The organism is Streptomyces sp. NPDC015242 (assembly GCF_043079125.1).
Lineage (GTDB): Bacteria > Actinomycetota > Actinomycetes > Streptomycetales > Streptomycetaceae > Streptomyces.
Map to the genome: position 1 here is coordinate 922,801 of NZ_JBIBUF010000001.1, position 25,604 is coordinate 948,404.

Here is a 25,604-nt window from a genome sequence, read left to right on the forward strand (position 1 = left end):
CGCGCTCAGCCGGCGCTGCCGCGCACCTCGGCCAGGAGACGCCCCGAGTCGGTGCCGGGGAACCGGTCGAGCATCGCGCGGATCCCGGCGGCGTCGGTGTTGGCGCCGAACAGCTCGGTGCCGGGCTGCATGCGCACGCCCTCGGCCAGCGGGCCGGCGACGACCGGGTCGAAGCCCAGCGCGTCGACAAGGGCGGCGACCGCGGCGACGTCGTCCTCGCCGTCCCCGGCGATCGCGATCGCCTTGCGACCGGGGGCGCCCGCCGGGCGGGCTCCCTCCTCCAGGTCGTGGTAGCCCATGTGGTTGAACGCCTTGACCACGCGCGCGTCGGGCAGGAACGCCTGCACGATCTCGCTGGAGGAGGTGCGCGGATCGGTCAGGTCCTCCCGGACCCCGTCCACCTCCCACCAGTAGTTCATGGCGTCGATCACGAGCTTGCCGCGCAGCGCCTCCACGGGCAGCGACCGGTACTTGCCGAGCGGCAGGGCCAGTACGACGACGTCGGCGCGTGCTGCCGCCTCCGCCGCGGTCACCGCCACCGCGCCCGGTGTCACGATCTCCACGATCAGGGCGATCCGCTCCGGGTCGCCGGAGCCGGCGATCAGGACGTCGTGGCCCGCGGCGCGGGCGAGCCGGGCGAGCACGGTGCCGACCTTGCCGGCGCCCAGGATGCCGATGGTGGTCATGGTTCAGCCCGCCAGGATGTCGCGGACCATGGGTGCCACCTTCGCGCCGAACAGCTCGACGGCTCGCGTGCGCGCGGCGACCGGCTGGGGCCCGGCGCTGTAGATCATGTCGAAGCGGCCGACACCGAGCGTCTTGACCGCACCGGCGATCTTCCGTGCGACGGTCTCCGGCGAGCCGAGGTACATCGAGCCGTGCTCGACCTCGGCGTCGAACTCCTCACGCCGCAGCGGCGGCCACCCGCGCAACGCGCCGATCCGGTCCCGCATCACCTTGTACGACGGGTAGAACAGCTCCCTGGCCTCCTCGTCGGTGTCGGCCACGAACCCGGGGGAGTGCATGCCGACGGGGTGCGCGACCGTGCCGAACTTCTCGGCTGCCCGCTGGTACAGCTCGATGTAGGGGCCGAAGCGCGCGGGGGAGCCGCCGATGATCGCGAGCATGAGCGGCAGCCCGTGCCGCGCGGTGCGCACCACCGACTGGGGGGAGCCACCCACACCGACCCACGTGTCCAGCCGGCCGGACTCGGTCTTCGGGAAGACGTCGGCGTTGTCCAGGGCGGCGCGGGTGGTGCCGCTCCAGGTGACGGGCTTCTCGTCGAGCAGCTTGACGAACAGGTCGAGCTTCTCCTCGAACAGGACGTCGTAGTCGCTCAGGTCGTAGCCGAACAGGGGGAAGGACTCGGTGAACGAGCCGCGGCCCAGAATCGCCTGGGCGCGGCCGTCGGAGATGGCGTCCACGGTGGCGAACCGCTGGAAGACGCGCACGGGGTCGTCGGAGCTGAGCACGGTCACGCCGGAGGCGAGCTTGATACGCGAGGTGCGCGAGGCGATGCCGGCCAGGACGGTCTCCGGGGCGGAGATCGAGTACTCCGGGCGGTGGTGCTCGCCGACGGCGATGACGTCGACGCCGAGTTCGTCGGCGATGACCGCCTCCTCCACGACCTGCCGGACGGCGGCCGCGTGCGAGAGGGGCGCGCCGGCGGCGTCCTGCGGGACGTCACCGAAGGTGTCGAGGCCGAGTACGAGGTCTGTCATGGTGCACCCTCTCCGAGTGGTTGATGATTCAACCATCTCTCGTTTCCGTTGATGTGTCAACAACGGGGGAGGGGGGCTCATTCCAGGCCGGTTGCCGGCCTCTCGCGCGGCCCCGCCGGGGTCCGCAGCACGAGGAGGGCCACGTCGTCGTCGTTCTCCGTGGGGCGGACGCGCCGCAGCAGCTCGTCCGTGAAGGCGGCCATGGGGCGGTGGGCGAGCGCGGCCGCGTGCTGACGCAGCCGCTCCAGCCCCTCGTCCAGGGAGTGCCCGGCCGCTTCGATGAGCCCGTCGGTGTAGAGCAGCAGGGTGGACCCGGGCGGCAGCACGGTGGAGGCGTCGGGACGGGGCTTGCCGGACCCGGTGCCCAGGAGGATGCCGTGGCCGTCCTGGAGGTATCGGGTCAGGCCGTCGTGGCTGACCAGCAGGGGAGGCGGGTGCCCGGCGTTGGTCCAGCGCAGCTCCCAGTGGCCGTCGTCCGCCTCTTCGATCCGGGCGAAGACCAGGGTGGCCATGGGCACCGTGGTGATGTGCGTGACCGCCTCGTCGAGCCGCTCGACGATCCGGCTGGGAGGCTCCTGCTGCGCCCAGGCGTAGGCGCGGAGCATGTTGCGCACCTGTGCCATGCCGGCCGCCGCCTCCAGGTCGTGGCCGACTACGTCGCCGACGGCCAGGGCCGTCGCGCCGTCGGCCAGCCGGAAGGCGTCGTACCAGTCGCCACCGACCTGCGAGGCGTCGGGGGCGGGCAGATAGCGGGCGATCATCCTCAGCCCGGGCAGGCGCGGCAGCTGGGGCAGCAGGTGGTTCTGCATGGTCTCGGCGACCTTGCGCTGACGCTGGTAGAGGCGGGCGTTGTCCAGGGCGAGCGCCGCGCGGCGTGCGATGTCCTCGATCAGCGGGAGATCCGCGTCGGTGTAGTCGCCCGGTTTGTCGGCCCGGCCCAGCGTGAGGGCCCCGAGCACCTCCCGGGTGCTGCGGATGGGGACGATGGCCGCGGAGTGGATGCCGGTCGTCTTGAACAGGCGCCCCTGCTCGACCGCGATCCCCGAGTCCGGCTCCCGCTGGTAGGTCTCGGGCCCGGCGAGGGTGGACGCCACACCGCGCAGCGCTCTGGACAGGGGCATGGGGGAGGTCTCGGGCACCGGAGGCATCGGCCCCTGCAGCTCCTCGTGATGGACCAGCGTGTCGCCGTCGGCGTGCACCACGGCGCTGCGCCACACCTCGTCGCGTTCCGTGATCAGATCGACGACGGCCCAGTCTCCCAGCCGCGGCAGGACCAGCGCCACGAGCCGGCCCAGCGCCTCGTCCACATCCAGCGTGGAGGTGAGCCGTGTGGTGGTCTCCGCCAGCAGCGCCAGCCGCTCCAGCTCGGTCAGCCGCTCGGCCGCCGGCTCCTGGGGCGCCGCGGTGCCCGCCGCCTGCTGGTCACAGTGGAAGACGACGAGCGTGGCGGGTTCGGGGCCGCCGGTGTCGAAGGGGGTGATCAGCCACGAGACGGGCAGCACCGAGCCGTCACCCCGCGCGAACCACTCACCGCGGGCCTGCTCCGTGCGCCGGGCGTGGAACGCCTGCCGCATGCCGCACCGGCTGGTCGGCAGCGTCTGGCCACGGGCGTCGCGGTGCAGCAGGTCGTGCGCGTCCCGGCCGACCATGTCCTCGGCGGCCCGGCGCAGCAGCTGCTCGGCCCGCGCGTTGACCGCGACGATGCACCCCTTGTCGTCCACCACGTACGCCCCCGCGCCGATCGCGGCCAGCGCCCCGGCCCACAGGGAGTCGGCCGCCCCGGGGGTCGATGGACCGAAGCTCTCGGCCCGCTCCGGCTCTGCCACGCCTTGCCTCCTCGCCGATCGGCGGACGCACCTGTCCCATACTCCGTTCCCGAGTGCCCCGTGCGCGGGAACCTCAGCCCTGTACACGCGCCGGATGGGGGCATGCCCCGCCCCTGTGATGGAATTCGTGGGGTAATAGGACTTCCATGACGCGAAGGGCGTAGGTGCGAGGCGGCTTATGCAGCAGGCTGCTGACGACGAGGGCCGGGCGCTGCCCGAGGGGCCGATCTCCCTGTCGGCCACCTTCGAGGGCGGTGAGGCGATCGCCCGGGCGCGGGATCACGCCGGGGTCTTCCTGCGGAATCTGGAGAGGGAGCACGGGGTGCCGGTGCCCGAGCGGGTCATGAACCTCGTACAGCTGGTGGTGAGCGAGCTGGTGACCAACACCCGCAAATACGCTCCGGGGCCGTCGTCCCTGACTCTGCGGGCCCACCAGGGCGCCGTCTCGGTGACCGTGTGGGACACCGAACCGCGCCTGCCGGTGGTCCGGGGCGCCGACCCGGTCCGGGTCGGACAGCACGGACTGGAGATCGTCCTTGCGGTCTGCCGGAGCCTCGAAGTGCACCCGGAGCCGGCCGGCAAGCGCATCACGGCCACGATCGACCTCGTCTGACCCCCTCCCACGCCGCTGTGGCCGTTCGCGTCCACCGGCGGCACGCCGCCCCGTGCGCGGGGGCGACTCCCGGCAGTGCCGGCGCCGGGCCCCGCTGTCGCCGGCACATCCCCAGGACGTGCGCGACCGCGCCCCGGGACGTACCGCGGGCCGGCCCACGCCGAGGCACTGGCACCGGTGCTGGAGGAGGAACTGGCCCTTCACCCGCGCCCTGCACCGTAGAAGCGCACGTAGTCGACGGTCATCGTCGCGGGGAACGGCGTCGAGGCGTCCGGAGGGCCGGGCCAGTCGCCTCCCACGGCGACGTTGAGCAGCAGGTGCATGTCCTGCTCGAAGACCCAGTCGCGCGCCCGGGGCAGCCGCGAAGGAGTCAGGGTGAAGTACGGCTCCCCGTCGACGGACCAGGTGATGCGGTGCGGCTGCTTGTCGACGGCGTAGACGTGGTACGCCCGTGACGCGTCGGCGGGCAGCGTGGTGGAGCCGCCGATCCCGTGCTCGTTGAAGTAGGTCGGGCCGTGCGCGGTCCCGTACACCGTGCGCGGCTCCCCGCCGGCCACCTCGCAGATGTCGATCTCACCCTGCCCCGGCCACTCGATCCCGTTGTCGCCCAGCATCCACACCGCGGGCAGCAGTCCTGTGCCCGTGGGGAGTTTCGCGCGGACCTCCACGCGCCCGTGGGTGAGCGCGGCCTTGCCCTCGGTGGTGAGCCGGGCTGACGTCCACGGGCAGAAGTCCTCAGTGTGGCAGGGGAGTTCGGATCCGGCGGGGGCGGGGCGCGCGGAGATCAGGAGGTGGCCCGTGCCGTCGAGGGCGGAGTTCGCCGGGTCGTCCGTGTAGTACTGCAGTTCGTTGTTGCCCCATCCCTCGGCGTCCCGGTTGCCGGTCTCGGTGTTCCAGGACCTGCCGGCCGGGCGGCGTCCGGCTGGTCCGTCGAACTCGTCCTGCCAGAAGGGTTCTTCCCCGGCCCTGGGGGCATCCGTGTCCGTGACGGGACCGCATCCGCCCAGCAGTCCGCTCAGTGCCAGGGCGAGGGCCAGTCGGACGCGTCGGTTCATCGTGCTGCTCCTGCGGGTGGTGAAACGGACAGGGGCCCGGTCCGCCGTGGCGGACCGGGCCGGGGATGTCCTCGGTGAGGTCACGCCGGCGTGACCGTGGGGGTGGGGCTGCTGCCGGTCAGCGGGGGGCGGAGAGCCGGGCCGTGAGGAGGTGGGAGTCGAGCAGGGTGGGGTCGGCGGTGCGGGCGGCCTTCGCGTAGCCGGCGAGCATGCGTCTGGTCAGCAGCAGGGCTTCCGGGGAGCGCCGGGCGAGGGGTCTGGTCCAGGCGGTGACGGTGTCGTCCAGGGCGTCGGGCGGGACGACCTTGTGGAGCAGGCCGAGGCGATGGGCGGCGTGGGCGTCGAAGGTCTCGCACGTGAGCATGAGTTCACGGACCCGGGCGGCGCCCGCCTCCGCGATCAGCCGGCCCATGGCGCCGCCCCACGCGGGCGCGAGTCCGAGGCCGAGTTCGGGCATGCGGAACTGACAGGTGTCAGCGCCGGCCCGGAGGTCGCAGTAGGCGGCCAGGGCGAGACCGGCGCCGACGACCTTGCCGTGGAGCCGGGCGACGGTGACGGCATGGGTGTTCTCCAGTGCCTGGCACAGTCGGTGGGCCTTGTCCGCGATGCGCCGCAGCGTGCCGCCGGTCGGGTCGGTGTCCAGGGCGTCCTGGTACTCGCGGCGGTCGGCCCCCAGGCAGAAGTCACGGCCGAGGGAGGAGAGCACCAGGACGCGGACGTCGGGCTGGTCATGGAGGTCGTCGAGCACGGTGATGAGCGCGTCGAGGACCGCCGTGGTCAGGACGTCGTCCTGGGCGGCGGGGTTGAGCCAGACGTGGAGCACGGGACCGGAGCGGTCGAGGGAGAGGGGAGCGGGCGCGGGGGCGGTCTCGAACGGGTCGGCCGGTTCGGCGGCGAGGGCGGAGACGGCGGCGGGGGTGTGGGGCAGGTTCATGCCAGTGCTACATCCAGGTTCAGCAGGCGCCGGAACGCCACCCGGGGTGCCATCGCGGGGCGGCGCACCAGGGTGAGTCTCGGCAGACGGGCGATCAGGTGGCGGAGGAGGGTCTGCGCTTCGAGCCGGGCCAGGGGAGCTCCGAGGCAGTAGTGGATGCCCCAGCTGAAGGCCAGGTGGGAGGGGTTGCGCAGCATGTCGAAGGTGTCGGGGTCGGTGAACCGGGCGGGATCACGGTGGGCGGCGCCCACCATGAGGTGCACCATCTCCCCGGCCGCGACCTCGGTTCCGGCGAGGACCGTGTCCTGCCCGGCGACCCGGCTGATGACGTGCGTGGGAGGGTCGTGCCGCAGCGTCTCCTCCACGAACGCGGGCACGAGGTCCGGCTGCAGGGCGAGCCGGCTCCAGCGGCCGGGCTCCTCGACGAGCCGCAGCGTCATGGTCGCCAGCAGGGTCGCGGTGGTCTCCAGCGCGGCCAGCAGGACGAACAGGGCGAGGAAGTAGACGGCTTCGTCTGCCTTGTCCCGGTCCGGTTCGAGCTCGTCCCAGGTGCTGATCCACCGGGAGACGGGGTCGTCGCCGGGGCGTCTGCGCCGGGTGCGCACCAGGTCGAGGAAGTAGGCGCGCAGCTCGGCCATGGCGGCGTCGGAGCGGGCGAGCTGGCTGGCGTTGGGGAGCAGCTCCTGCGTGAAGACCTGCTCATGGGTGAGTTCCCGCAGCCGTGGCCAGTCCGCGCTGGGCAGTCCGAGCCAGTCGCCGACGGTGGCGACGGGAAGCTCCTCGGCCACCAGCGCCGAGAAGTCGGCCTCGCCCGAGCGCAGGCGCTCGTGCAGGGTGTCCAGGAGCCCGTCCACGATGGCGGACACCCGGCTGCCGATCCGGTCGATGGTGGTGCGGTCGAAGCTGCCGGCCGACCGGCGCACGCGCGTGTGCTCCGGGGGGTTGAGCGCCGGCAGGGTACGGCTGATCTCCCGGGACGACGGGGCACTCCAGCGGGTGCGCGCGCCTTGCTGTTCGCGCCACCGGGTGTCCGGTTCGAGCCAGACGCCGTTGCGCAGCACCTGCTCGCACGTGGCGTACCCGGTGACGAGAAACCCGCCCCAGGGCGCGGGGCTGACATCGCCACGCGCCCTGAGCTCTGCGTAGAGGGGGAAGGGGTCGGCCTGTCCGTCAGCCGTCCGGAGACGGGAGAACAGGGAAATGGTGGCCCGACGGTCCGTAGACGGAGTCGTGACACTACCCACGGTAGCGGCTCCTTTCTGCCAGCCGCTATCCGTACCCGAGCGATAATTGAGTCATACAGTAACTCAGTCGTTTCATATGGTTACTTGCGTCACTCGCCATTCATCCATGCCCGGAAACGACTGAAGAGTCCACCCTTGGGACGCGCCGCGGCATGGGCCGGCCGATGCGCCGCGGGCTGCGGGGAGACGCCGACGGGGGAGGGCCCGGCCGGAACGGCGGACGGCTGCGCCGAACGCCCGTTGGACGGCTGCGCCAGGGTGCGGGGCGTGAACCGGATCGGCACGGTGACCAGCGAGCGGCTCCACGGCGCCGCCACCCAGGCGAGTTCGCCGAAGGGAACGCGCATCTCCACGTCCGGCAGCCGGTTCAGCAGCGACTCCACCGCGGTGGCGGCGATCATGAACGCCGGGTCCTTGGCGGGGCACGCGTGCGGCCCGGCGCCGAACGCCAGGTGCGCCTTGGGGCTCAGCTGTTCGCGGTGCGCGGTGAGCTTGGGATCGGTATTGGCCGCCGCGAAGGAGATCAGGACCGGGTCGCCCGCCCGCAGGGTGCGGTCCCCCAACTCGACGTCCTGGGTGGGGTAGTGCCCCGCGTAGTTGGCGATGGGGGCGTAGTTCCACAGCGTCTTGACCACGGCGTCCTCGACCGGCAGGCCGGTCGGCCAGTCGTCGTCGAGGTACAGCGCCGTGCTGGTGCCGATCGCGGCCGTCAGCGGCGCGGTGCCGCCGGAGAGCAGGGTGACCAGCTGGTGCAGCACCTCCTCGTCGCTCAGCCGGGCCGAGTGCACCATCAGGCGCGTGGTGAGGTCCTCGCCGGGCTGCCGGCGCTTGAGGGCGATCAGCTCGCCGAGCGCGGCGCCCAGGATCTCGTCGGCACCCGGCGTGCCCTGGAAGATGCCGCTGATCCCGGCGATCACCCGGTCGCCGATCTCCGGCGGGCAGCCGAACAGGTCACCGAAGACCAGCAGCGGCAGCGGCTGCGCGTACGCGGCCATCAGCTCCGCCTGGCCGAGCGGTTCGGCACTGAAACGGCTGATCAGGTAGTCGGCCGACTGCTGGGTCAGCCGGATGAGCCGGCTCTGGTCGACGGTGGCGAGGCTCTCCGTGACCGCCTGCCGCAGCCGGGCGTGCGCCGCGCCGTCGCTGAACAGGGCGTTGGGGCGGTACCCCATCATGGGCAGTGCCGGGCTGTCCTCCGGCACCCGGCCCTCGTTCAGGGCGTTCCAGCGACGGGAGTCGCGGACGAACAGCTGCGGGTTCTGCAGGATGTACAGGCTCGCGTCATAGCTGGTCACCAACTCGACCTGGACGCCCGGCGCGATGTCCACGGGCGCGCTGTGCCCCATGGAGCGCAGCTTGTCGTACGTGCGCTCGGGGTCGGAGCCGAATTCGGGACCGTACAGGGGGATGTTGCCGTGTGCGGGGCATTCGGCGGGTGTCCCGCTCGTGCCGAGGGGCTGTTGCATGGTGATGGCTCCTAGCCGAGTGAGGACAAGAGGTGCTTCACGAGCGTGATGAGGGCCTCCATCGAGGAGTCCTGGTCGCGGACGTCGCAGTCGATGACCGGGGTGTCCTCGGAGAGGTTGAGCGCCTCGCACACCTCGGACAGCGGGAAGTGGGTCCTGCCGTCGAAGGTGTTGACCCCGACGACGTACGGCAGGCCGAAGGACTCGACCAGGTCCAGGATGGGGAAGGTCTCCTCCAGCCGCTCGGGATCGACCAGGACGAGTGCGCCCAGGGCCCCCCGGGACAGGCCCTCCCACATCTGCTTGAACCGCTCCTGCCCGGGAGTTCCGAAGATGTAGAGGACCAGGTCGTCGCTCAGGGTCAGGCGCCCGAAGTCCATCGCCACGGTCGTGGTCGTCTTGTCCGGCGTCTCGGAGAGGTCGTCGAAGCCGACGCTGGCCTCGGTGATCTCCTCTTCGGTCTGCAGCGGCTCGATCTCGGAGACACTTCCGATGTAGGTGGTCTTCCCCACCGCGAAATGGCCCACCACCAGCACTTTGACGGAGCGGGAGACCTTGGGATCCAGATACACGGGACTTACGCTCCGGTTCGTATGCGCTCCAGGCCATGGAGCACGGCGGTGAGCAGGGCGGGGTCGTGACGTTCGGCATGCGGCACCGGATTGCGCACATGGATGAGGTCGTCCTCGGCCATCTGGGCCAGCAGGATGCGCACGATACCCAGGGGCAACTGCGTGTGGGCGGCGACCTCGGCGACCGAGAGATAGCCGTCCGCGAGCAGGTCCATGACCGCACGGGCTTCCGGAGCCAGGGTGCGCACCGTGGCCGCGGCGCTGTCCTGGGCGGTGATCATGGTGGTGTGCTCGTACTCGCTCTCCCGCGGGAGTTCGCGTCCCCTGGCCATGACGAAGAACGGGACTAACGGGGCCGTCAGTTCGAGCTCGTCGGACGGGTCGTCATGCATCCCTGGCCCCTTCTCCCGGCACGGCCGCCTGTGACGCGGGCATCGCGTCACTCAGGCGTGCGGCGAACTCCTCGATGTCACAGTCGTGCTCGGCGGCCGCCGCGAGGAAGGCACCCTCGCCGGCCGCGATCAGGAAGACCCAGCCGTGCTGGAACTCGATGATCGTCTGGCTCCACTCGTCGTCCCGCTCACCGCCCGCGAAGGGCGCGGTGGCCCGGCTGTAGGCGTGGATGCCGGTCATGGCCGCCGAGATGGTGTCCGCGAGGTCCCGGTCGACCCCCGCGCTGGCGCCGCGCGGCAGACCGTCCGCGCCCAGCAGCAGAGCGTGCAGGGCGCCGGGCACCGACGCCACCGCCCGGTCCAGCCGGCCGAGCACGGCGACTGACCTGCCCGTCTCGGCCTGGTGCGCCTGCGGACCGTCCCCGGCCTGCGCCGCGTCGGCGGGGAGCACCCGCGGCGGGGCCGTGAGGTTGTTGCCCAACCGCGCGACCAGACGGTTCATGCGGAACGACAGCTGTTCCATGTCCACGTCGGGCTCCGCGGCGGCGGCCAGGTAGGCCCCCTGCCCGGCTCCGATCAGGAACACCCAGCCGTGCTGGAACTCGATGACGGTCTGGATCCACGCCCGGTCCTGGGCGGAACCGGCGAAGTGGGCGGTGGCCCGGCTGAGGGACTGCATCCCGGCCATGGCGGCGGAGACGGTCCCGACGTCCTTGGCGGTCAGGCCGTCCGTGGAACCACGCGGGATGCCGTCCGCCGACAGCACCACGGCGTGCCGTGCCTTGGGCACGTTGGTCACGATGTCCTGGACCATCCACGACAGGTCGGTCGTACTCATGCGTTGTCGGACCCTTCAGACATGGGGGTGTCGAGGGAGGCCACATCGCGCCCGGTCTGGGTGCCGCGCTGCAGCGCGCCCAGGCTGCCGGTGCCGCGGCGCCGGACGGGCCGTCTGGCCGGCTGGTCCCCCGCGGGGGAGTCGCCGACGGACGTGATGCGTGTCCCGCGCTTCGGCAGACCGTTGGCCGTGCGCTCCGGGGTGCGGGACTGCACCGGCCGGATGCTGCTCACGGGCGCCGCCTCGGGGGCCGCGGGGGTCTCCTCCATGGTCCACAGCTCCTCGGGCAGCAGGACGACGGCCCGTACGCCGCCGTACCGGGAGACACCGGTGACGTCCACCTTGAAGCCGTACTGGCGGGCGATCAGGCCGATCACGGGGAAGCCGAACTTCGGCTGGGTGCCCAGCTGGGAGAGCCGGGGGACGTCCTCGCCGGACAGCAGGGCGCTCGCCCGCAGCCGGTCCTCGTCGCTCATGCCGACACCGGCGTCGTCGATGATGATGCAGAGATTCTGCTGCACCTGGCGGAACGTGACCTCGATCGGAGCGTCCGCCTGCGAGAAGCTGGCAGCGTTGTCAAGCAGTTCCGCCACGGCCAGGGCCACCGGAGCGACGGCGGAGGCCTTGAGCGCGATGCCGCTCGGCTGCATGATCTCCACGCGCTGGAAGTTGCGGATCTGGCTCTGGGCGCTGCGCACGACGTCGTAGACGCTGGCCGCCTGGTTGCGGCGGCCCAGGGGGGCGCCGCACATGACCGCGATGCCCTGGGCCTTGCGGGCCATCTGGGCGTTGGCGTGCGTGATGTCCATCAGGTCGTTGAGGACCGGATGGCCGCCGTACTCGCGCTGGACCCCGTCCAGCAACGTCGTCTGCTCGGCCGCGAGGCTCTGCAGGAAGCGCGCGGCGCCCTTGAGGACCGCCTTGATGTTCTCCTCGGCGGCCTGTTCCGCTTCGCGGATGACGCCGTCCTGCTCGCTCCTGATCCTGGCCAACTCGGCCTGGAGGCGACCCAGTTCGTTCTGGCTGTACTGCAGCCGCGCCTGAAGCTCGTCCTCGGACTCCTTCTTCCTCCTCATCACGCCTCTGCTGCGGAGCACGAGGGCCACGACCGCGGCTGTGGCTATCACCGCGATCGCAACCAGGCACCAAAGAAGCACGTCTTGAGTCATGGAAACCTTTCCCGGCGCGTGGCATGCAGGCGTCGACAGGTACGCCTCGCAAGGATCCGCAACCCGTCCGGGGGCATTGCACAGGGGGATCGCTCAGCGCGTTCGGGTTCAGGGCCCTGAGCAAAAGTGGATCAAGGTCGCAGACGGCGGAATGCTATCACCGTCAATCCACTGCACCGGAGTTCACTCCTCCGGTGTTCACACGATCAACGCGCCCCGGGGCAAAGGGCCTTGGCGACCACGGCGGCGAGGGGGCCCCGCGCGGTCCCGGGCCGCTGGGGCGCGCTCCGTCCCCGGCGGCCGTTTCCCCTGATGGCAGCGGTGCGACCCGGCTCCGCACCCGTCAATTCGTCGACATGTCACTCCCGGTGGACGTCCCCCGGGGTGGCGGAGGGGGTCGGATCCCACCGCGCGTTCACACCGGGTGCCACCCCGGGGGTGACCCCCGCCCGCGGCGTCACCGGCGCGGTGCCCGGCGCGTTCAGCCGGAGCCGGGAGACGATGCGGTACCGGTCGCCCCGGTAGACCGAGTGGACGTACTCCACGGGCCGGCCGTGCGTGTCGCTGGTGTGGCGCTCGAAGAGCAGTGCGGGGGAGAGTTCGGGCACGCCCAGGAGTCCCGCCTCGGCCTGGCTGACGACCGTGGGCTCGATCGTCTGTGTCGCCTCGCTGACCCGCACCCCGTGCCGCTCGCGCAGATGCTCGTACAGATCGCCCGTCTCCAGTTCCCGGGCGGTGAGCGCGGGCACCAGCGCCGCCGGGATGTGCAGGTGCTCGATGGCCATCGGGGCGCCGTCGACCAGCCGCAGGCGTGCCGCGTAGACGACGTCGGCGGCGGGGGACAGGCGCAGCTTGCGGCCCACGCGGGCGCCCGCCGTGATGGTGGTGAACTCCAGCAGACGGCTCGACCAGGCGCCGGACGCCTGAGGCAGTGTCATGCCGTGGGAGTCCGCGACGAGTTCCTGGGTGATCTTCTCGGGAGCCACGAACATGCCCCGCCCGTGCTCGCGCACCAGGAGCCCGGCGGCGACCAGTTCGTCCACGGCCGCGCGAAGGGTGGGTCGGGATACCCCGAGCGTGGCGCACAGAGACCGTTCGGAGGGGATCGCGTCCCCCGGGAGCAGCGACTCGATCAGCTGAAGGATGTGGTCCCGGACCCGCTCCCGTTTCAGGACCGACCCCGACTCGCCCGCGTTCATGCCCGCCCGCTCCCGCCCCGCCGTTCGCGAAGTTGCTCGACCCGTTGGGTGGACTGTTTACCACTCCTCGCCCACTGGTCAAGCAGTGGTGCGCTCGGCGGGCTTTCGGTCCTGGGGCATGCGGCCAAAAGTCAGGTGTACGCGGGGGATTGACGCCTCTATTGGTCTATGCCATTTTCATCGACCAACGAGAGGTCACCTGTCCAGTGGCTCAACTGGTCAGGTTCCGTGGCGCCTTCCCCCCAGAGGTGAACCGTGAAGCACCGCATGCTCGCAGGTCTGTCCGCACTGGTGATCGCCTCCGGCGTCAGCGCCTGCGGCGACGGCTCCGGATCCTCCGGGGACTCCGCCGACGGCACCACGACGATCGACGTCTGGCTCATGCGCGACAGCGTCTCGGCCCAGTTCCAGAAGGAGTTCGTCGCGGGCTTCGAGTCCGCCCACCCGGACATCGACGTGCGGATCCAGATCCAGGAGTGGGACGGCATCGGGGAGAAGGTCACGGCCGCCCTCGCCAGCAACGACGCCCCGGACGTCATCGAGACCGGCAACACCCAGGTCGCCCGGTACGCCCAGAGCGGCGGCCTGCTCGACCTGAGCGACCGGGTCGCGGAACTCGGCGGTGAGGACTGGCTCAAGGGGCTGGCCGAGCCCGGCGCCTACGAGGGCAAGCAGTACGGCATCCCGTACTACGCCGCCAACCGGGTCGTGATCTACCGCACCGACCTGTTCGAGAAGGCCGGCATCGACGCCGCCTCGATCACCACGCGCGACCGGTGGATCGCGGCCACCGAGAAGCTCGACTCCGGTGGCACGCAGGGCATCTACCTGCCCGGGCAGATGTGGTACGCCCTGGCCGGATTCGTCTGGGACGAGGGCGGCGACCTGGCCACCCGGTCCGGCACGACCTGGAAGGGAGCGCTCGACACTCCGCAGGCCCTGCGCGGCATGGACTTCTACAAGAGGCTCCAGGCCCTCGGCAAGGGCCCCAAGGACTCCGACGAGGCGGAGCCCCCGCAGGCGGAGGTCATGGCCAAGGGGCAGGTGGCGCAGATCATCTCCACACCCGGGGGAGCCAACGTGGTCACCGAGACCAATCCGGAACTCAAGGGCAGACTCGGCTTCTTCCCCGTCCCGGGCAAGACCGCCGACCGTCCCGGGTCGGTCTTCATCGGCGGCTCGGACCTTGTCATCCCGGCGGCCTCGGGCAAGCAGGACGCGGCCTTCACCTTCGTCAAGGAACTCACCGGTGACACCTGGCAGCGCAAGCTCGCCGCCGCCATGAGCTACGTGCCCAACAAGACGACCCTGGCCGACGCGGTCGCCTCCGACCCCGGTGCCTCGGCCATGGCGAAGGGCGCCGCCGTCGGCAGGGCGACGCCCAACACCCCCGGCTGGGCGGCCGTCGAAGCGAAGAACCCCATCAAGGACTACATGACCGCGGTCCTCACCGGAGCCGACGCACGGGCCGAGGCGGCCCGGGCCTCCGCGGCGATCACCACCGCCATGAACGGCTCCTGATCCGCGCCCGGCCGGCCCGGCACGGCATCCGCCACCAGCCCCCGCGACGACACTCCCGAGGAGACGGCACCGTGTCGGTCATCCGCGACCCCGGCGCACCACCCCGGCCCCGCCCGCCCTCGCGGCCCCCCGCCCGGCCCGGGCACGGCAAGACCCCGCGCGCAGGACGTGAGGGCGTCTGGCCCTACCTGCTGGCCGCACCCACGGTCCTGGGCATGCTGTACCTCCTGCTGTACCCCCTGGCCCGGGCCGTGCTGATATCCCTCCAGGACTTCCGGCTGCGCCAGCTCATCGCCGGGGACGCCCCATTCGTGGGGCTGCGCAACTACCGGACGCTGCTGACGGACGAGCGCTTCTGGCAGGTCGTCCGCCGCACCTTCCTCTTCATGGCGGCGAACGTCGTGCTGATCATGTTGCTCGCCACCCTGGTCGCCCTGCTCGTCGAGCGACTGGGACGTCTGTGGCGGACGGCCGTGCTCAGCGCGCTCGTCCTGGCCTGGGCGATGCCCGTCATCGCCGCCACCACCGTCTTCCAGTGGCTGTTCCACTCCGAGTTCGGCATCGTCAACTGGACGCTCCGGCATCTCGGCCTCACCTCGTTCGACCGCTATCCCTGGTTCGCCCACGGGCCGGCCGCCTTCACCATCCTCGTGCTGCTGATCGTCTGGCAGTCGGTGCCGTTCGCCGCCATCACCCTCTACTCGGCCCTGACGACCGTCCCCGCGGAACTGTACGAGTCGGCCCGCCTCGACGGAGCGTCGGCCTCCCGGGTCTTCCGCGCCGTCACCCTGCCCCTGATCAGGCCGATCTTCCTGCTGGTCCTCTGTCTGGAAGTCATCTGGACCTTCAAGGCGTTCGTGCAGATCTGGGTGATGACCAACGGCGGGCCGGGAGACGCCACGACCGTCCTCCCCGTCTACGCCGTCCAGACCGCCCTGTCGAGCCAGCGCTACGACCTGGGTTCGGCGGCCTCCATGGTCACCGTCCTGCTGATGGCCGCCCTACTGGTCCTGTACTTCCGCCAGCTGGCCCGCCAGGAGGGGGACACCCGGTGAGCCGCGTGCGCACACCCCGCCGGCGTGCCCTGCTGAACTCGGCCGCCGTCCTGACGATCGTCCTCTGCCTGTTCCCCGTCTACTGGATGATCACGACCGCGTTCAAGCCCAGCCGGGACATCCAGTCCGACACCCCGCGGCTGCTGCCCCGCACCTGGACCCTGGAGCACTTCCGCACCGCCGTCGACGCGGACGGGTTCGCCCTGTTCTGGCGCAACAGCGTCCTCGTGACCGCCGGTGCCGTCCTGCTCGCCCTGGTCGTCGCGCTCGGCGCGTCCTTCGCCGTGGCCCGCATGCGCTGGCGCGGCAGGCGGCAGTTCATGCTGCTGGTGTTCATCGCCCAGATGGCGCCCTGGGAAGCGCTGATCATCCCCGTCTACATCATCTCCCGGGACACCGGCATGCTGGACCGGCTGCCCACCCTGACACTCGTCTACTTCATGATGACGCTGCCGTTCACCATCGTGGTGCTGCGCGGATTCATCGCTGCCATCCCGCCCGAACTGGAGGAGGCGGCCCAGGTCGACGGCTGCACCCGCCGGCACGCCTTCCGCCACATCACCTTCCCCCTCCTCGCCCCCGGGCTGATGGCCACCTCGCTGTTCGGCTACATCACCGCCTGGAACGAGTTCGCCTACGCCAACTTCCTCATCATCAAGCAGCAGAACAGCCGCACCCTGCCGGTCTGGCTGTCGTCCTTCCAGAACGTCTTCGGCACCGACTGGGGCGCCACCATGGCGGCCTCCACGCTCTTCGCGCTCCCCGCCCTCGTGGTCTTCCTCCTCCTGCAACGCCATGTGACCTCCGGCTTCGCGGCCGGAGCCGTCAAGGGCTGAACCCGCCCGCGCCCCCACCCAGACGCGACCCCCCGGAGACAGCCGTGCCCCCGTCCCCGCCCCGCACCCCGCTCCTGCCCCGCCCCACCAAGGCCCGCTTCAAGGCAGGGCAGTTCACCCTCGACAGCGACACCCGCCTGCGGGTCACCCCGGGCGCCGAACCCGCCGCCCAGCTCCTGCGCACCCTCCTCGCCCCCGCCACCGGGCTGCCCCTGCCGCCCGCCGCGGACGGACAGGTCGTCCTCGCCCTCGACACCGCCCTGACCGGCCTGGGCGGCGAGGGATACGGACTGACCATCGGGCCGCGGTCCGTGCTCCTGCGGGCCCGGACCGTCACCGGACTCCTGCGGGGCGTACAGACCGTCCGCCAACTGCTGCCCGTGCAGGCCCTGTCGGCCTCGCCCCGGCACGGTGTGCCGTGGACCCTGCCCTGCGCCGACATCACCGACGTCCCCCGCCTGCCCTGGCGCGGAGCCATGCTCGATGTCGCCCGGCACTTCCAGCCCCTGTCCTACCTGCTGCGCTACGTCGACCTGCTCGCCCTGCACAAGATCAACGTGTTCCACCTGCACCTGACCGACGACCAGGGCTGGCGGATGCCCGTCGCGGCCTACCCCAAGCTCACCGAGATCGGGGGCCACCGCAGCCGGTCCATGACCGGACCCACCGGTGACCGGTACGACGGCACACCCCACGGCGGCGCCTACACCCGGGCCGAACTCGTCCGCCTCGTCGACCACGCGGCGGCGCGCGGCATCACGGTGATGCCCGAGATCGAGATGCCCGGCCACGCCCGGGCGGCGGTGGCCGCCTACCCGCACCTGGGCAACCGGCCGGAGCGGACCCTGGACGTCTGGACGCGGTGGGGGGTGTGCGACACCACCCTCGGGGTGCACGAGGAGGTCTTCGACTTCTGCCGGACCGTGCTGGAGGAGGTCATGGACGTCTTCCCCTCGCCCTACCTCCACATCGGCGGCGACGAATGCCCCACCACGGAATGGGAGCGCAGCCCCGCGGCCCGGGCACGGGCCCGGGAGGCCGGGCTGCCCGGCCCCGCGGCCCTGCACGGATGGTTCCTCGGCCGCGTCGGCACCTTCCTCACCCGGCAGGGACGCCGCCCGGTCGGCTGGGCGGAGACCGGTACCGAACTGCCCGAGGACTTCACCGTGATGGCCTGGCGCGATCCCGCACACGCCCTGGAAGCGGCCCGGCGGGGCCACGACGTCATCAACTCCCACCACCGCGCCACCTATCTGGACTATCCCCGGAGTGCCGGCCCCGACGAGCCCCCCGGGCAGCCGGGCGGCGTCGTGGGGCTGCGGGACGTTCACGGCCACGACCCGGTCCCCGGGGCGGCGAGCCCGGAGGCCGCCGCCCGGGTGCTGGGCACCCAGGCCCACCTGTGGACCGAGTACGCCGCCACACCCGCCCGCATCGAGTACCTGACCTACCCCCGCCTGTGCGCCCTGGCCGACCGGTCCTGGAGCGGCCCCACCACCTGGACCGACTTCAGCTCCCGCCTGGCCGGGCACACCGCGCGCCTCGACGCGCTCGAGGTCAGCCGTCACCCCTGAGCCGCACCACAGCCCTGCTCGCCCGGCCCCACCGGGCAGCAGGGTCACCCGATCCCCCACCTCCGGAAAGGAACGAGCATGCATCGGCCCACCGCTCCCCGCAGATGGCGCGTCGCCGCAGCCGCCGCCGTGGCCATGGCCACCGGAACCACCGGCCTGGCCGCCCTGACCGGCACGGCCAGTGCCGCCGGCGAAGCCGTCACCGTCCAGTACCGCACCGGTGCCGGCTCCGCCACGGCCGACCAGTCCGAACCCTGGCTCAAAGTCAGGAACACCGGAACCGTCCCCGTCCAGCTCTCCACCGTCAAGGTGCGCTACTACTTCAAGGCCGACTCGGCCGGCGCCGCCTACCGCTTCGCCTGCTCCTGGGCGGTCAAGGGCTGCGCCCACATCACCGGCACCTTCGGCACCCTCGCCCGCCCCACCGCAACCGCCGACCGCTACCTCGACATCGGCTTCACCGCGGGAGCCGGCAGCCTCGCCCCCGGCGCCGACACCGGGGACATGCAACTGCGCTTCCACCGCACCGACTGGCAGCCCCTGACCCAGAGCGACGACTACTCCTTCAGCGCCTCCCGCACCACGTACGCCGACTGGCCGAAGGTCACCGCCCAGGTCGCGGGCAGCACCGTGTGGGGCACGGCCCCCGAGGGCAACGACCCGACCGATCCGCCCACCGACCCCCCGGCCGGCGGACAGAGCCTCTTCGACGACTTCGACTACACGAGCTCCGGCGACCCGAGGATCTCCGCGAACGGCTGGAGCGTCCGCTCCAACTCCGGCGGACCGGGCGTGCCCGGCGCCACCTGGGCCCCCGAGAACGTGACCTTCGCGGCCTCCGGCGGCAACTCCGTGATGAACCTGCGGACCTCGACCGCGGGGACGGCCGGGAGCACCAAGCACACCGAAGTCCTCACCAAGGCGACGAAGTTCAGGAACGGCACCTACGCCGCCCGCGTCAGGTTCTCCGACGCGCCCGTGTCCGGACCCGACGGCGACCACGTCGTCCAGACGTTCTTCACCATCAACGACCTCAAGGCCCCCATGGCCGACGACTACGCGGAGTACGACTTCGAGTACCTGCCCAACGGCGGCTGGGGCGAGCCCGCCAACATCCTCTACACGACGTCCTGGGAGACCTACAACCCCGACCCCTGGCAGGCCGTCAACCAGCACACCGAATCCCGGCAGAGCCACGCCGGCTGGCACGACCTGGTGCTCACCATCGACAACAGCGCCATCAAGTACTACGTCGACGGTCAGCTCTTCGGCACCCATGACGCGGCGTACCTGCCCGAGCGCCCCATGTCGATCAACTTCAACCAGTGGCTGATCGACCTCGCGGGCCAGACCAGCACCACCCCGCGCGCCTACGACGAGCAGATCGACTACGTCCTGCACGTCAAGGACCAGGTCCTGACCCCGGCTCAGGTCGGCGCCAAGATCAGCGCCTACCGCAGCGCCGGCACCACCTTCGAGGACACGGTGCCCGGCAGCTAGCCCGGCCGGCGGCCACACACGACCGGGGCTGCCCGTCACGCGGCGGGCAGCCCTCCGCCACGCCTCGCCGTCAGTCGCGCAGCCGGTCCACGGCCTGCTTGGCCTCCAGCAGACCGGCACCGGTGGCCTCCCGGTACTTCCTGATCGCCGGCACCTCCTGCCCGGCACGCACCAGGGCCGCCACCTCCGCCAGGACGGGGTCGTCGTCCGGTACGCCGTGATGCTCCATCAGAAGCCCCAGTCTGTGCTCCAGACGGGCCATCCGCCGGTCCAGCCGCCGGGCCCGGCTCTCGACGGCCGCCACGGTCGTCACTCCGACGAGGACGACGAGCAGCCCTACCAGGGTGTCCATGGCACCCTTCCTTTCTCTCGTATCGGGACGCGCCGCGGTCAGGACGGTCCGGGTCCGCCCGGGCGCGGGGTCACCAGCCCCGAGTCGTAGGCGAGGATCACCGCCTGCACCCGGTCGCGCAGCTGCAGCTTCTCCAGGATGTGGGCGAGGTGCGTCTTCACGGTCGTCTCGCCGATGCCCAGCTCGGCGGCGATCTCCGCGTTGGACAGGCCGCGCGCCAGGGTCCGCAGGACGTCCAGTTCACGGCCGGTGAGCACGTCCAGGCGCGGCGGGACCGGGGGAGCGGCCTCCGACGGCAGGCCGGCGAAGCGCTCCAGCAGCCGCCGGGTGACCCGGGGAGCGAGCACGGCGTCACCGGCGGCCACCGTGCGGATGGCCGCGACCAGGGAATCGGCCGGCCCGTCCTTCACGAGGAAGCTGCTCGCTCCGGCCCGCAGGGCGTCGAGCACGTGCTGGTCGAGGTCGAACGTGGTCAGGATGATGACCCGGGAGGCGAGTCCGCCGGCGGCGATCAGCCGGGTCGCCTCGACGCCGTCCATCACCGGCATGCGGATGTCCATGAGGACGACGTCCGGTGACAGCCGCCGGGTCTCCTCGACGGCCTCGCGGCCGTCGGCGGCCTCTCCCACGACCTCGATGTCCGGCTCCGCCTCCAGGATGTACCGGAAGCCGGTCCGGATCATCGGCTGATCGTCAGCCAGCAGGACGCTGATGGACCGCATGGTGGGCAGTTCCTCCGTCGTTCGCGTTGCCGTCGTCCTCGGGCAGGTCCAGGCCGGCGTGGACGCAGTAACCGCCGCCCGGCCGAGGACCGGTGTGCAGGGTGCCGCCCGTCGCGGCGACGCGCTCCCGCATGCCCAGCAGACCATGACCGGAACCGTATCCGGCCACCGGGGTCCGCGCCGCGTCCACCGCGGCGCCGCCCGGCCCGTCGTCACAGACGCGGACGTGCAGCCGCCCGGGTTCCTCGTCCCACAGCAGACGCACCCGGGTACGGGTCGCCCCCGCGTGCTTGACCGTGTTCGTGAGCGCCTCCTGCACGACGCGGTACACCGTCAGATGGAATCCCGCGGGCAGCGCCACCGCCGCGCCCGACACCTCGTAGTCGACGTCCAGCCCCGTGGCCCGTACGGCGTCGACGAGGGCGGGCAGCGCGTCGATGGTCGGCTGCGGCGGCTCCTTCGACGGCGTGTCCTCCGACTCCTCGTCGGTGCGCAGCACGTCCAGCAGGCGGCGCAGCTCGGTGACGGTGTCCCGGCCCGTCTGCTCGACGGCGGCGTGCAGTTCATGGGCCTTGTCGGGCGACCGGTCCTGGATCCGGTCGGCCGCGATGGTCTGCACCACCATCAGGCTCACGTTGTGGGCCACGATGTCGTGCAGTTCCCGGGCGATCCGCGCCCGTTCCTGCATCACCGCGGCCCGCGCGTTGGCGGCCTGCTCCCGCTCCAGCGCGGCGGCGCGCTGCATGGCCTCGTCCCGCACGGCCGTCCGGGCCCGGGACAGCCGGCCCAGAGCCCACGCCGCCAGCAGGAGCACGGCATCGGTCACCAGCGCGGCCAGCCGGTGCCCCGGCGGTGCGAGGAACGCCTCCGTCAGCGCGCTCACCGGGATGAACACGGCCGCGACGAACATGGTCACCCGTGGCGCGCCGCGCACCGCGGTCAGGAACACGGCGATGGCCACGGCCAGGTACGTGGGGCCGATCGACGTGCCCTCGGGGCCGGCGAGCTGCGGGATGTAGGACAGGCGCTGCAGGATCCCCGACGCGGCCGCCATCACCAGCAGAGCGGCCAGGGGCACCATGCGGTGCACGGCGAGGGGCAGGGTGGCCAGCGCCACCAGGACGTACCACCACTGGTCCGTCTCCCGCAGCGGAGTGCCGTCCGGCGGGATCGCCTCCGGCAGCGCCAGGCACGCCACCGCCGCCAGGACGGCCAGTGCCGCGTCCGTCACCGCGGCGGGCACCTGGCGGCCCGCGAGGGCTCCCGCTTCTCTCATGCCGTCCACCGTAGACGTCCTGCTCACGCCCTTTGCCCCTCCCAGGTCTGAGTCCCGTCACGGCGCTTCCTCCTCCCGGCCCCCTCCGAAAGGAGGAGACGCGCCGCGCACCCGGCGCCGCGGCGGCGTGCGGCCTCGTCCGGACGGCGGAAGCGGCCACCCCTCTCATCCGCCCGGTGGAGCACGCGTTTCGACGTGGCGAGGGAGGTTCCGGGCCTCGCACGCCGGTGGACTGGAAGGACTCATCAGCCACGAACGACCTCGAGGTTTCCCATGCTCGGAGCCCGCAGCCGGACCACGCCCCCCGGCGCCCCCATCGGCATCGACCCCACACGCACGGCCGTACGGCTGACCCGGGTGACCAAGCGGTACGGCCGCGGGCCGGACGCGGTCGTCGCCCTGGACGACGTCAGCACCGGCATCGCCGCCGGCGGCTTCACCGCCGTCATGGGCCCCTCCGGCTCCGGGAAGAGCACCTTCCTGCACTGCGCCGCCGGGCTCGACCGGCCGACGTCCGGAACCGTCCACCTGGGCGGCCAGGATCTCGGTGAGCTGGACGAGAAGCAGCTCACCCGGCTCCGCCGGACCCGCGTCGGCTTCGTCTTCCAGGCGTTCAACCTGCTGCCGTCGCTCACCGTCGAGCAGAACCTCACCCTGCCGCTGCGGCTGGCCGGAGCGGCGGCGGACCAGGACGCGGTGCACGGCGTCACGGCCGCCGTCGGGCTCACCGGTCTGCTCGGCCGGCGCCCCGCGGAACTCTCCGGCGGACAGCAGCAGCGGGTCGCCATCGCCCGCGCCCTCATCACCCGCCCCGAAGTGATCTTCGCGGACGAGCCGACCGGCGCGCTCGACCCGGACACGGCCGAGGAGATCCTCGCCCTGCTCCGGCAGGCCGTGACCGACCTGCACCAGACCGTCGTGATGGTCACGCACGACCCGGTCGCCGCACAGCACACCGACGAGGTCCTCTTCCTCGCCGGCGGCTGCCTGGTGCGCCGCATGGAGGCCCCGTCCGCCGCTGAGGTCAAGAGCGTCATGAGCGAACTGCGGAGGACCCACTGATGCTGCGCATCGCCCTGGCCACCCTGCGCGCCCGCGGCGGGGCCTTCGCCGCCACGTTCGCCGCCCTCCTGCTCGGCGCGGCCGTCATCAGCGCGTGCGGCGTGCTCCTGGAATCCGGACTGCGCTCCGCCCTGCCGCCCGAACGGTACGAGAAGGCCCCGGTGATCGTCGCCGGGCGGCAGTCCGTCGAGCTCGAGGTGAAGACCGCCGACGGAACCGACGACCGCAGCTCCCAGCCGCTGCTGGAACGTCCCCGGCTCGACGTCTCCCTGGCCCGCGACCTCGCGGCGGTCGAGGGGGTCGCCTCCATGGTTCCCGACCGCCGCGTCACGGTCCGCCTGCTCGACGGGGACCGCGCCGTCACCGGGGCCAACGGTGCCGTGCCGCAGGCCCACACCTGGTCCAGCCGCGTCCTGGGCGGCTTCCGCCTCACCGAAGGGCACGCCCCCCGGGGCTCCCGGCAGGTCGTCCTGGACAGCCACCTCGCGGACCGGGCCGGGCTGCGGACCGGCGACAGCGTCCGGCTCATGACCTCGTCCACCCCTCTCACCTTCGAGGTGACCGGCCTGGTCGCCCTCGACGGGGACCGCACGCCCCGGCAGTCGGTGCTCTACGTGTCCGGGGCCGCGATGCAGCGGCTGGCACCCCGCTCCGGCGCGTACGCCGACGCCTTCGGCCTGTTCCCCACGCCCGGCACGCCGCCTTCGGAGGTGGCATCCGCCGTCGAACGGACGCTGGCCGGACACCACGCCGCCGTGTACACGGGCGACGAACGCGGTGAGGCGGAGTTCACCGACATCGCGGTCGGCGCGTCCAATCTCGTGCAACTGGCCACCGCCATCGGCGGCAACGTCCTGCTCGTGGCCGTCTTCGTCCTGTGCGCCACGACCTCCCTCGCGGTACGCCACCGCCACCGCGAGCTGGCCCTGCTGCGCGCCATCGGCACCACGCCCGGACAGCTGTACCGCATGATCACCGCGGAGTCGGCGGTGGCCGGTCTGGTCGCGGGTGTCCTCGGCTGCCCCCTCGGCGTCGGTGTCGTGCACTGGCTGAGCGGGCAGTTCGCCGGGCGCGGTCTCGTCCCGCCGGACTTCCGGCCGGTCGTCGGCCCGCTCCCGTTCCTGGCGGCCGTCGGCGCCACCGTGCTGACCGCGGTGGTCGCGGCCTTCGTCGCGGCACGGCGGGCCGCGCGCGTCCATCCGACGGAGGCGCTGCGCGAGGCCTCCGCCGAGCCCGCCCGCCTCGGCCGGGGCCGCCTGATCACCGGCGGCGTCCTGCTCGCCCTCGCCGTCTCCGTGCTGGGCCTCGGCCTCGGGTACCGCACCGACTTCCTGACCCTGGTCGGACTGGCCAACTCCCTCGTCCTGCTGCTCGTCATCGCGGCGGCGGTCCTCGGTCCGCTGATCGCCCGCGCCGCCACGGACCTGCTCGCCCCGCTGCTCGGCCGGACCGGGGTCGCCGGCTGGCTGGCGGCGGTCAACTCCCGCGCCCGCGCCGCCCGGACGGCGGCCGCTGTCACTCCGCTCGTGCTCGCGGTGTCCTTCGCCGCGACGGTGGTGTTCACCCAGACCACCCAACTGAGCCGCTCAGCCGACGAGATCCGCTCCGGCACGGTCGCCGACCACGTGCTCACCGCTCCCGCCGGGGTGTCCCCCGACGTGGCGCGCCGGGCCGCCGAGCTGCCGGGCGTGGCCGCCGCCACCGGCGTGGTCCGCTCCAAGGCGATCGGCGTGGGTTCGCTGCTCGGCACGGAGGAGACCGTCTCCCTGACCGCGCAGGGCCTCAGGCCGTCGGCCCTGTCCGCCACCGTGGACCTGGACGAACGCGAAGGGGACCTCTCCGCCCTGGCCCCGGGCACGGTGGCCCTCAGCACCACGGCGGCGTCGTGGCTCGGGCTCGACGTCGGTGATCGGGCACGGCTGTACCTGGGGGACGGCACGCCCTTCACCGGCGAGGTGATCGCCGTGTACGACAGGGGACTGGGCTTCGCCGACCTCACCTTCGACCACGACCTGCTCCTCGCCCACACCACCGGCGGCGTCGACCAGTCGGTACTGATCCGGTCGGCATCCGGCGCGGCCGGCGACACCGCGCGGGAACTGTCCGCCCTGGCGCGCGACTATCCGGGCACCACCCTGAGCGGAGCGCTGGCGGCCGACGCCCAGGTCGAGGAGCAGCGGGCGACGGCGTGGGTGAACTATGTGGTGGTCGGCGTCATCATCGCCTACACCGCGCTGACCGTCGTCAACACCCAGGCGATGAACACCGCGAGCCGCCGCCGCGAGTTCGCGCTGCTGCGGCTGAGCGGCAGCACCCGTTCCCAGGTGCTGGGCATGGTACGGCGGGAGAGCTTCACGGTGGTGGCCGTCGGCACCGGCCTGGGCACCCTCCTGTCGCTCCCGCCGCTGATCCTGATCGCGCTGGCGCTGACCGGCGCACCTTGGCCGACGGTGCCCCTGCCGGCCTGGCTGACGATCGCCGGCTCTACGGCCCTGCTGACGATGGCGGGCGCGATGCTGCCCACCCGCCTGCTGCTGCGGGTCCGTCCGGTGGACGGCATCGGGACGAAGGAGTGAGGCCCGCGCGATGGCGGACGTGACCTGCTCCGGCCCGGCGTCCCGACGGCACGGGCCCGTGCGCCGGGCACGGCCCGGGTCCGTCCCGGGCCGCGGGCCGG

23 protein-coding genes are annotated in these 25,604 nt (G+C 72.2%); 8 read left to right on the plus strand and 15 right to left on the minus strand.

The window, feature by feature from the left end:
* Positions 1-5: 5 nt before the first annotated feature.
* From ACF07N_RS04110 to ACF07N_RS04120, 3 genes are all read right to left on the minus strand, one after another.
* Positions 6-686 (minus strand): NADPH-dependent F420 reductase, encoded by a 681-nt coding sequence (locus ACF07N_RS04110; protein WP_392108048.1) that lies wholly within the window; start codon positions 684-686, stop codon positions 6-8.
* 3 nt (positions 687-689) lie between these two features.
* A complete protein-coding gene (locus ACF07N_RS04115) occupies positions 690-1,721 on the minus strand; it encodes an LLM class flavin-dependent oxidoreductase (RefSeq protein ID WP_392108051.1) in 1,032 nt (343 codons plus the stop codon).
* A 77-nt stretch (positions 1,722-1,798) separates the two neighbouring features.
* Entirely contained in the window at positions 1,799-3,547 is a 1,749-nt protein-coding gene (locus ACF07N_RS04120; RefSeq protein ID WP_392108054.1) for a SpoIIE family protein phosphatase, read from the minus strand.
* Between the two features lie 178 nt (positions 3,548-3,725).
* Between ACF07N_RS04120 and ACF07N_RS04125 the strand changes: the two genes are divergently transcribed.
* Entirely contained in the window at positions 3,726-4,160 is a 435-nt protein-coding gene (locus ACF07N_RS04125; protein WP_392108057.1) for an ATP-binding protein, read from the plus strand.
* A 200-nt stretch (positions 4,161-4,360) separates the two neighbouring features.
* Here the strand turns inward: ACF07N_RS04125 and ACF07N_RS04130 are convergent, their stop codons facing one another.
* The 9 genes from ACF07N_RS04130 to ACF07N_RS04170 all read right to left on the minus strand — a co-directional run bounded on the left by ACF07N_RS04130 (position 4,361) and on the right by ACF07N_RS04170 (position 13,029).
* Positions 4,361-5,215: a family 16 glycosylhydrolase gene (locus tag ACF07N_RS04130; protein WP_392108060.1), complete on the minus strand. Its 855-nt coding sequence runs from the start codon at positions 5,213-5,215 to the stop codon at positions 4,361-4,363.
* A 118-nt stretch (positions 5,216-5,333) separates the two neighbouring features.
* Entirely contained in the window at positions 5,334-6,149 is an 816-nt protein-coding gene (locus tag ACF07N_RS04135) for an enoyl-CoA hydratase/isomerase family protein (protein WP_392108063.1), read from the minus strand.
* Positions 6,146-7,393 (minus strand): cytochrome P450, encoded by a 1,248-nt coding sequence (locus tag ACF07N_RS04140; protein ID WP_392108066.1) that lies wholly within the window; start codon positions 7,391-7,393, stop codon positions 6,146-6,148. The genes ACF07N_RS04135 and ACF07N_RS04140 overlap by 4 nt, the downstream gene beginning before the upstream one ends.
* Before the next feature lie 89 nt (positions 7,394-7,482).
* Positions 7,483-8,859 carry a cytochrome P450 gene (locus ACF07N_RS04145; protein WP_392108069.1) on the minus strand — a complete coding sequence of 459 codons (1,377 nt, stop codon included), beginning with the start codon at positions 8,857-8,859 and terminating at the stop codon, positions 7,483-7,485.
* Positions 8,860-8,870: 11 nt separating this feature from the next.
* Positions 8,871-9,431 (minus strand): ATP/GTP-binding protein, encoded by a 561-nt coding sequence (locus tag ACF07N_RS04150; RefSeq protein WP_383333476.1) that lies wholly within the window; start codon positions 9,429-9,431, stop codon positions 8,871-8,873.
* Between the two features lie 5 nt (positions 9,432-9,436).
* Positions 9,437-9,823 carry a DUF742 domain-containing protein gene (locus ACF07N_RS04155; RefSeq protein WP_392108072.1) on the minus strand — a complete coding sequence of 129 codons (387 nt, stop codon included), beginning with the start codon at positions 9,821-9,823 and terminating at the stop codon, positions 9,437-9,439.
* Complete coding sequence (locus ACF07N_RS04160) at positions 9,816-10,637, minus strand: roadblock/LC7 domain-containing protein (RefSeq protein ID WP_392108787.1); 822 nt, start codon at positions 10,635-10,637, stop codon at positions 9,816-9,818. The genes ACF07N_RS04155 and ACF07N_RS04160 overlap by 8 nt, the downstream gene beginning before the upstream one ends.
* Positions 10,638-10,657: 20 nt before the next feature.
* Positions 10,658-11,737, minus strand: coding sequence for an ATP-binding protein (locus tag ACF07N_RS04165; RefSeq protein WP_392108075.1), 1,080 nt, complete (start codon positions 11,735-11,737; stop codon positions 10,658-10,660).
* A 452-nt stretch (positions 11,738-12,189) separates the two neighbouring features.
* Entirely contained in the window at positions 12,190-13,029 is an 840-nt protein-coding gene (locus ACF07N_RS04170) for a GntR family transcriptional regulator (protein WP_392108078.1), read from the minus strand.
* A gap of 267 nt (positions 13,030-13,296) precedes the next feature.
* Between ACF07N_RS04170 and ACF07N_RS04175 the strand changes: the two genes are divergently transcribed.
* The 5 genes from ACF07N_RS04175 to ACF07N_RS04195 all read left to right on the plus strand — a co-directional run bounded on the left by ACF07N_RS04175 (position 13,297) and on the right by ACF07N_RS04195 (position 19,515).
* Positions 13,297-14,550 (plus strand): extracellular solute-binding protein, encoded by a 1,254-nt coding sequence (locus tag ACF07N_RS04175; protein ID WP_392108081.1) that lies wholly within the window; start codon positions 13,297-13,299, stop codon positions 14,548-14,550.
* Between the two features lie 71 nt (positions 14,551-14,621).
* Positions 14,622-15,605, plus strand: a complete 984-nt coding sequence (locus ACF07N_RS04180; protein ID WP_383343980.1) for a carbohydrate ABC transporter permease — start codon at positions 14,622-14,624, stop codon at positions 15,603-15,605.
* On the plus strand, positions 15,602-16,441 hold the full coding sequence (locus ACF07N_RS04185) for a carbohydrate ABC transporter permease (protein ID WP_392108085.1): 840 nt from the start codon (positions 15,602-15,604) through the stop codon (positions 16,439-16,441). The genes ACF07N_RS04180 and ACF07N_RS04185 overlap by 4 nt, the downstream gene beginning before the upstream one ends.
* 44 nt (positions 16,442-16,485) lie before the next feature.
* Positions 16,486-18,015, plus strand: a complete 1,530-nt coding sequence (locus ACF07N_RS04190; protein ID WP_392108088.1) for a beta-N-acetylhexosaminidase — start codon at positions 16,486-16,488, stop codon at positions 18,013-18,015.
* A 78-nt stretch (positions 18,016-18,093) separates the two neighbouring features.
* Entirely contained in the window at positions 18,094-19,515 is a 1,422-nt protein-coding gene (locus tag ACF07N_RS04195) for a cellulose binding domain-containing protein (protein ID WP_392108091.1), read from the plus strand.
* Positions 19,516-19,585: 70 nt separating this feature from the next.
* Here the strand turns inward: ACF07N_RS04195 and ACF07N_RS04200 are convergent, their stop codons facing one another.
* The 3 genes from ACF07N_RS04200 to ACF07N_RS04210 are packed head-to-tail and all read right to left on the minus strand — an operon-like array spanning position 19,586 to position 21,865.
* The gene (locus ACF07N_RS04200; protein WP_383333464.1) at positions 19,586-19,867 is read right to left on the minus strand and encodes a hypothetical protein; all 282 of its coding nucleotides are present in this window, start codon (positions 19,865-19,867) and stop codon (positions 19,586-19,588) included.
* A 38-nt stretch (positions 19,868-19,905) separates the two neighbouring features.
* The gene (locus ACF07N_RS04205; protein WP_383343992.1) at positions 19,906-20,589 is read right to left on the minus strand and encodes a response regulator; all 684 of its coding nucleotides are present in this window, start codon (positions 20,587-20,589) and stop codon (positions 19,906-19,908) included.
* Complete coding sequence (locus ACF07N_RS04210; RefSeq protein ID WP_392108095.1) at positions 20,561-21,865, minus strand: sensor histidine kinase; 1,305 nt, start codon at positions 21,863-21,865, stop codon at positions 20,561-20,563. The genes ACF07N_RS04205 and ACF07N_RS04210 overlap by 29 nt, the downstream gene beginning before the upstream one ends.
* 273 nt (positions 21,866-22,138) lie before the next feature.
* Here ACF07N_RS04210 and ACF07N_RS04215 point away from each other — a divergent pair, with 273 nt between their 5' ends.
* Together ACF07N_RS04215 and ACF07N_RS04220 are read left to right on the plus strand one after the other, a co-directional pair.
* Positions 22,139-22,927 (plus strand): ABC transporter ATP-binding protein, encoded by a 789-nt coding sequence (locus ACF07N_RS04215; RefSeq protein WP_392108098.1) that lies wholly within the window; start codon positions 22,139-22,141, stop codon positions 22,925-22,927.
* The gene (locus ACF07N_RS04220; protein WP_392108101.1) at positions 22,927-25,503 is read left to right on the plus strand and encodes an FtsX-like permease family protein; all 2,577 of its coding nucleotides are present in this window, start codon (positions 22,927-22,929) and stop codon (positions 25,501-25,503) included. Before ACF07N_RS04215 ends, ACF07N_RS04220 begins: the two co-directional genes overlap by 1 nt.
* The last annotated feature ends 101 nt before the right edge of the window (positions 25,504-25,604 follow it).